This window comes from Nonomuraea sp. NPDC059023 (assembly GCF_042740095.1).
Classification (GTDB): domain Bacteria; phylum Actinomycetota; class Actinomycetes; order Streptosporangiales; family Streptosporangiaceae; genus Nonomuraea.
The window spans coordinates 1-5,243 of sequence record NZ_JBHYIO010000104.1 but is presented as its reverse complement, the minus strand read 5'-3'; the positions used below and the strand labels follow the sequence as shown (position 1 = coordinate 5,243).

The following is a 5,243-nucleotide window of genomic DNA, read 5'->3' as shown; positions in this document are numbered from 1 at the left end:
ATCAGAAGGGCGTCTAAGTCTGTCTTCACACACCGACCATGGACGCCCTTCGTCATGCCCGCAGCCGATCACCGAATTTCACATCAACGATCTAGGCGTGCCAGAGGTCTCCGGTCACCTTGTGCTCGGCGTGACTCAGGGCTTCGGTGACGAGGTTGCGCAGGTGGCCGTCGCGCAACGAGTACACCACGCGGCGCCCCTCCCTGCGCGACTGCACCAGACTGGCCAGCCGGAGCTTGGCCAGGTGCTGGCTGACGGCGGGCTGCGCCGCGCCGCTGGCCGCGGCGAGGTGGCTCACGTCGGCCTCCCCCTCCGACAGCAACCACAGCAGGTGCAGCCGCGTCGAGTCGGCCAGCAGGCCGAACACCCGGCTCGCGGCGTCCAGCTGCTCCCGGTCGGGCACCGGCCGGTGCCGATGAACCGTTCGGGACGAGGGCTGATCGCTCATGCAGTCATCGTAGGGCGAGCCGCGCGGGCGCGAACTTTCCCGGTCCGAGCGCTCTCCAACATGGAGTAAGCACCAGTTCCCGACGGGGGGATCACGATGGACATGTCAACCTGCCTGCGATCGGCCGCGGTGATCGCGCTGGCCGCGGTCGGCTGCGCGGTGCCGGCCGGCGCCGCGGGGGCGTCGATGCCGGGCAAGCCGCCGGCTTTACCGGAGTCCGGCGCGGGGGCCGCGGCCTTCGCCTACCTGTGTGCCGCGGGCAAGGACCTGCTGCCCACCGGCACGTGCGACACCTGGCGTGTGGTGACGCTCGACGGGCGGGTCTACTCCTTCCCGGAGGCGCTCGCGTACGAGAAGGGCAAGAAGGCCGACGACGCCGGCGAGGCGGGGGCCTTCGCCATCAGCCCGGACGGCGCCCGCGTCGCCTACCAGCGCGCTTCCGACGACCGCGTGGTGGTACGCGACCTGGGCACGGGGCAGACCTGGGACCTTCCCCACCGGGCGCCGAAGGGGTCGGTCGGCTCGCCGTTCAGCCTGAGGTTCGTGCGGGACGGCGGCGGCCTGGCGATCACCCACCCGCGCTACTCCGACCGCCCGGTCACCACCTACGTCGAGGTGGAGGCGGGCACGAGGCGGAACATGCCCAAGGGCCTGACGCTGCTGGACGTCGAGCCAGGTTCTGGACGGGTGACCTTGCTGAGCGAGCCCGGGATCGGGCAGCGGGGCTGGTTCCGCACGGTCGCGGACGGGCACACGACCAAGGCCAAGATCCCGGAGAAGGCCGGCAAGCACCTCATCTGGGGCGCCTTCGCCGCACGCGACGGCCGGGCGGCCAACCTGGTGCCCAAAGGCCCGCCCGCGTGCGGGCCCGACATGACGCCGGTGTGGCTGACGGTGTACTCCACCACGACGGGCAAGATGACCAAGGTCAAGCCGAGGCTGCCGGCCGACGTGAACCGGGCCGACGCGATCGACTGGCTCGGCACGAACGAGATCGTGGCGGCGGCCAGCCGGGAACGTCCGGGCAAGAAGGAGTCCACGGTCCTGGGCGCCTACGTGTACGCGGTGAACGTCAAGTCGGGCGCCTCCCGGCTGCTGACCAAGCTGTCCACCCGTGAGCGCGTCTTCGAGGAGCGCCTGGTGGTGGGCGGCTACGCGGCGGCCAAGACCGGCGCGGCGGCAGGCAAGATCGCCAAGCCGGGCAAGCGCGGCTGCGAGTGACCGCCTACTAGGAAGGGGGCAACCTGCCGGGTCGCCCCCTTTTTTACAGACCGCGCAGGAACGCCGCGGCGACCGGGGCCGCGACCTTGCCGCCGCCACCGCCGCCCTCCACCACGACGGCGAAGGCCAGCGAGCCCTTGTAGCCCATGAACCAGGCGTGGGAGTCGAGCTTGGGGCCGCTGCCGTACTCGGCGGTGCCGGTCTTGCCGCGGGTGCCGCCGGGCAGCCCGGCCGCCTTGGCGGTGCCCTTGGTGACCACGGCCGACATCATCGAGCCCAGCTTGTCGCTCACGCCCTCGGGCAGTTCGCGCGGCTCGGCCTTCTGCTTCATGTCGGGTACGAGCGTCGGCGGGCGCCAGGTGCCGTCGGCGATCGCGGCGGCCACCGAGGCCATGGTGAGCGGGCTGGCGGTGATGCGGGCCTGGCCGAAGGACTCGGCCGCCAGCTCCGCGTCGGACTCGGCCTTGGGGAAGCTCGGCTTGGTGGCGGGCACGCCGATCGCCAGGGGCTGGTTGAAGCCGACCCGCTCGGCCGTCTCCAGCAGCTTGGCGGCGCCGAGGTGCTGCTTGGCGAGGGGGGCGAAGGTGGTGTTGCAGGAGTAGGCGAAGGAGTCGGAGAAGCTGAGCGAGCCGTACTCGGCCCGCTCGGAGTTACGGATCTTCAGCCCGCCGACGGTGGCGTACTTGGGGCAGGTGACCCGCTCCTGCGGGCCGACGCCTCCGGCCAGCAGGCCGATGGCGGTGACCGCCTTGAACGTCGAGCCGGGCGCGTACCGTCCGTTGATGGCCCGGTCGAAGCCGCCCCGGTTGTTGACCACGGCCTTGATCTCGCCGCTGCCGCTCTCGACGGCGACGAGCGCGGCCGGCTTGTCCAGGTCCTTGACGGCGGCGACGGCGGCGTCCTGGACGCGCGGGTCCAGGGTGGTCTCCACGCTCCCGCCCTTCTCGCCGTCGATCGTCTCCAGCGTCTTGCCGCCGAGCTGGATCTCGGTGGTGGGCGTACCGGCCAGGCGCTTCTGGAAGTTCTCCTGCAGCCCGCCGCGGCCGACGGCCTGGCCGACCTTGTAGGAGGGGCCGAGCTGTTCGATGTCCTTCTTGGTCGCCTTGTCGAGGAACCCGACCAGTTGCTGCACCGACCCGCCCACCTGGCCGGTGTCGATGCGCGCGCCGGTGCTGTCGGTGATCTCGCCGCGCTCCGGCCAGCGCGTCTTGAGCGCGAACGCGGCGCCGTTGCTCATCGACGGGTGCAGGGTCTGCGGCGTCCAGTCGACCTTCCAGGTGCGGTCGGTCACCTTCACGGGGATCTGTCCCTGGTAGCTCCAGTCGCCGACGTTCTTGAGCTTCATGCTCGCCGTGTACGGCACCTGCGAGCGCCCGTCCTTCTCCGGAGCCGCCTGTCCCAGCGTGACCTTGAGCGTCTCGATGGCCAGGCCGGTGCGCATCTGCTCATAGCCGGCCAGCGACTGCGGCGCCGCGAGTTCCCTGGTCATGGCCGCGTTGTCGCCGTTCTGCCAGGCGGCGGCGAAGCGCCCGGCGGTCTCGGCCGGGCTTCCCGTGGTGCGCAGCAAGAAGTAGGCGCCGGTGCCTGCGGCCCCCAGCGCCACCACCGTCACCACGGAAACGATCGCGATGGTCGTACCACGCGCCACAGCTCAGCCCCCTGCTCGTCGACGGATCCCCGAGCTTAGTAGGCGACAAATCCTGACATGTCCCACTTTCTCGGATCGCCCACCCCTACCCGGCGACCGACCGTCCCCTACCCCGATCCGACCGATTCTCCGCCCCCGGGCGCGTCCGCGCACCACGATCGCCGAAGCCCGACCACATGGTCTTCCGCGCCGCCCTCCTCGCGCCGCCGGTCGCGGCGCTGATCCTGCTGTCCGGGCCGGGGCCCCGCCGGTTCGCAAGGGACGCGCACGCTGCGTTGCCACTGTCCCTCGAACCCGCCCGGTTCGCGTAGTAACTGCGTGCCGAGGCCATCAGGCCGCCGGCGGCCGATCCCCTCGCGATTGGTCCGGCGTCACAGGGAGACCGGCGGTGGGTAGCCGGGGATCGGCCGGGGTGCGAGCCAGGGCTCGTGGATCAGCCGGGCCGGGACGTCGGCCAGTTCGGGGACGTGGCGGCGCACGTACGCGCCGTCGGGGTCGAAGCGCCTGGCCTGCCGGATCGGGTTGAACGTGCGGTTGGGGCGGGTGTCGTTGCCGGTGCCGGCGATCCACTGCCAGTTGCCGGAGTTGTTGGCCACCTCGCCGTCCAGCAGGAGTTCGAAGAAGTGCGCGGCGCCTGCCCGCCAGTCGACGCGCAGGTGCTTGACGAGGTAGGAGGCGGTGATCATGCGGGCGCGGTTGTGCATCCACCCCTCGGCGAGCAGCTGGCGCATGCCGGCGTCCACGATCGGGACGCCGGTCTGGCCCGCGGCCCATGCCTGGGTGGCCTCGGGGTCGTCGCGCCAGTGGTGGCCGCGCGGGCGGTAGTCGATGCGCGCGATGTCCGGGAAGGCGAAGGTGACCTGGTGGTGGAAGTCGCGCCAGCACAGCTGCCTGGTGAAGGGCTCGTTGCCGTGTTCGGCCAGCTCCAGAGGCGACAGGCAGCCGAAGCGCAGGTAAGGGCTCAGTTTGGAGGTACGGTCCCCGGCCAGGTCGTCGTGCCGGTCGGAGTAGTCGTCGAGATGGGCGCCGATCCAGGTACGCATGCGGGCGCGGGCATGGGTCTCGCCGCCGGGCATCGCGCCCCAGCGCGGCGCGTGCGGGATCTTCCCCGGCTCCAGGTCGTCCGGGACGGTGATCGAGACCGGGACCGGCGCGAGCGCTCGCCGTTCGGCTTGGGTCCAGGCTCGCCAGTAGGGGGTGAAGATCCGGTAGTGGTCGCCTCCGGCGGGCCGCAGCCGTCCGGGCGGGACGACGGTCACGCCGGGGAAGAGGTGCAGGCCGATCCGCTCGGCCGCCAGCCGCTGCTCTCTGCGCCGGGCAAGGGCGCTGACGTCGGCGGAGGCGAAGACCGCTGCCGCGGCGACCTGCCGGGCCAGGCGCACGGTTTCGGCCACGGTGTCGCCGTGCCGTACGAACAGATCGGCGCCTTTGGCGCGCAGGCTCGCGCGCAGGTCCGTGAGGCTGTCGAGCAGGAAGCTCGTGCGGCGGCCCGCGGGCACGGCGGGATCGAGCACGAACAGCGGAACCACCGTGCGGGCGCGCTCGCAGGCGGCGGCCAGCGCGGGGTGGTCGTGCAGACGCAGGTCCCGGTTGAACAGGACGATCACAGTATCCATCACCAGCGTGTTCGCAGCCGCCACGGCGCCGGTTGCAACTTCGGGGGGCCGGCGTCCGAAAGAATGAGGGAAGATGTCGACCGAGAACGCGCCTGCCGAGGAGCCGGGATACGGCATTGGAGCCGTGGCCAGGCGGCTTGGCGTGCCCGCTCCCACGTTGCGCACCTGGAACCTGCGCTACGGCATCGGCCCGAGCCGGCGCAGCCCGGGCGGCCATCGCCGCTACGACCAGGCGGATCTGCGCCGGTTGGAGGAGATGGCCCGGCTGATCCACCAGGGGGTCGCGCCCGCGGACGCCGCACGCGAGGCC

At 71.7% G+C, this 5,243-nt stretch carries 5 protein-coding genes; 2 read left to right on the top strand and 3 right to left on the bottom strand.

Features of this window, described 5'->3' with window-relative positions; translation table 11 throughout:
• Window positions 1-91 precede the first annotated feature (91 nt).
• Window positions 92-448, bottom strand: a complete 357-nt coding sequence (locus ACFWYW_RS58790) for an ArsR/SmtB family transcription factor (RefSeq protein WP_379626722.1) — start codon at window positions 446-448, stop codon at window positions 92-94.
• Between the two features lie 96 nt (window positions 449-544).
• Between ACFWYW_RS58790 and ACFWYW_RS58785 the strand changes: the two genes are divergently transcribed.
• Complete coding sequence (locus ACFWYW_RS58785; RefSeq protein ID WP_379641457.1) at window positions 545-1,669, top strand: hypothetical protein; 1,125 nt, start codon at window positions 545-547, stop codon at window positions 1,667-1,669.
• 43 nt (window positions 1,670-1,712) lie between these two features.
• Here the strand turns inward: ACFWYW_RS58785 and ACFWYW_RS58780 are convergent, their stop codons facing one another.
• Together ACFWYW_RS58780 and ACFWYW_RS58775 are read right to left on the bottom strand one after the other, a co-directional pair.
• Window positions 1,713-3,317 carry a penicillin-binding transpeptidase domain-containing protein gene (locus tag ACFWYW_RS58780; RefSeq protein ID WP_379626719.1) on the bottom strand — a complete coding sequence of 535 codons (1,605 nt, stop codon included), beginning with the start codon at window positions 3,315-3,317 and terminating at the stop codon, window positions 1,713-1,715.
• A 371-nt stretch (window positions 3,318-3,688) separates the two neighbouring features.
• Window positions 3,689-4,933 (bottom strand): cryptochrome/photolyase family protein, encoded by a 1,245-nt coding sequence (locus tag ACFWYW_RS58775; RefSeq protein ID WP_379626718.1) that lies wholly within the window; start codon window positions 4,931-4,933, stop codon window positions 3,689-3,691.
• Window positions 4,934-5,006: 73 nt separating this feature from the next.
• Between ACFWYW_RS58775 and ACFWYW_RS58770 the strand changes: the two genes are divergently transcribed.
• Window positions 5,007-5,243: MerR family transcriptional regulator (locus ACFWYW_RS58770; protein ID WP_379641456.1), on the top strand; the 237-nt coding region annotated here is incomplete at its 3' end.